Source organism: Calidifontibacillus erzurumensis (assembly GCF_013303125.1).
Taxonomy (GTDB): Bacteria; Bacillota; Bacilli; order Bacillales; family Bacillaceae_J; genus Calidifontibacillus; species Calidifontibacillus erzurumensis.
The window spans coordinates 1-1,562 of the sequence record NZ_JABTTE010000050.1 but is presented as its reverse complement, the minus strand read 5'-3'; the positions used below and the strand labels follow the sequence as shown (position 1 = coordinate 1,562).

2 protein-coding genes are annotated in these 1,562 nt (G+C 31.7%); both read right to left on the bottom strand.

The window, feature by feature from the left end; translation table 11 throughout:
- On the bottom strand, window positions 1-319 hold a 319-nt coding region (locus HR057_RS16710), incomplete at its 3' end, for a hypothetical protein (protein WP_173732622.1).
- 1,010 nt (window positions 320-1,329) lie between these two features.
- A partial coding sequence (locus HR057_RS17185) for a hypothetical protein (RefSeq protein ID WP_230474519.1) occupies window positions 1,330-1,562 on the bottom strand: 233 nt, incomplete at its 5' end.

Genomic DNA, 1,562 nt, shown 5'->3' with positions numbered 1-1,562 from the left:
TAACTGTCTTAGTGAAGTAACGGTAGCGACCCTGAGCATCTTTTTCAACCCAAGCAATATTATTTTCCTTTATTAAACATCCAAACTCTTCTCCATCATTGACATTAGAGAATTCTTCAAATATTGCTTTAAAGGTATTTACATAAGATATATAATCTATAAATTCAGTGTTAGTTTGAATATAGCTCGGTATCTCAATCTTGTTTATTCTTTTATGCATATTATTCATTTTGCAGTTATTCATTTCGAGCTTTAATTTATTCAAATTATACTGATTTAAGACGTTATATGGACGTTGGCTTGCACTATAGAATGGCATTTATTAATCCTCCTTCAATTGTCTATTTAGGTATAATATTTTTTTGAAATTCCCCCGCTTTATCGTCTAATCTACGATATTTATCATGTTGCTATTGGAATAGCTTCAAAGAATTGCGGGATACAAATTCGTTCACTGTGAATGGAATAACGGTGAATTGCGGCTTGGGGGTCATTTCGTAACGATTGTCTTGCAAAAGATTGTGGAGCAAGATCTTGAGGGGTATTTCATCGCAATCATTAATCCATATTTCTATAACTTAAATTCTCGGTAATTTGCATTGGTAGCGTGTTCCTCCCTAAGCAAATTACTCCAAACAATGTATAAAAACTATGTTGTAATACACCTCCTAAAACGCTATCTATATTTGCAAATCTATTTAAGGCAGTAGGTTTCCTTGATTTTTACTCTTCTTCATACTAATTAAAAAGCCATTTTTGAAATAAGAATTTAATGTTTTCTTCAAAAATACTTTTCATTTATTTTTAAACATCTTTCTTTATTTTTTGTATTTCTACTTTGATTTTATAGAGATTTGTAAGACTTGTATCTATTAAAACTGCTCTACCATGTCTGAGCTTTCATACTATTTACTTAAAAACAAGGAATATCGATTTGATTACAGCAAAGTAGCTTTAATCACAACGAGTATTACACCTTCTCAGTGACTTGCAGTTGTATTACTACTATACGTTTGTCCTGCCTTTTTCCGGGCATAAAAAGACCGAAGGTCTCCTGAAGCGGGGCAGAAAACCTTCGGTTTTTGGAAAAGTATTTTTATTTAAAGAATGGTATTTTTTTGTAAGGAACGGTTTTATTGTTTTGGGACACCAAATGCCGTTGTCCTGTCTTTTTTCAAGCATAAAAAGACCGAAGGTAGGGTCGAGCTGATTTGCATCAGAAAATCTCCAGTTTTGGATACTATTTTTATTTAAGAAACGGGATTTTCTTCATCAAGGATTTTTTGGGACATTAGAAATACCTTCGATTTTGAAATAATTTAAGGATTGTTATTTTTTTGTCGAGACCCAATCAGTTATTGCCGGAACCTTCTTTATCAAAATATCAATAAAAGGAACATCTAAATTCTCTTCAAGAAAAATATATGAATGCCCCATATTTTCAAATTCGTTAATCCAGTATGTATCTTTTGGTTTTCTTTTAGAATATATAATGGTTACACTTGAGAAAGGAGTTCTTATTGCCTTTAGATTTTGTATTCTTGCCATGTCCTGTAACAAAG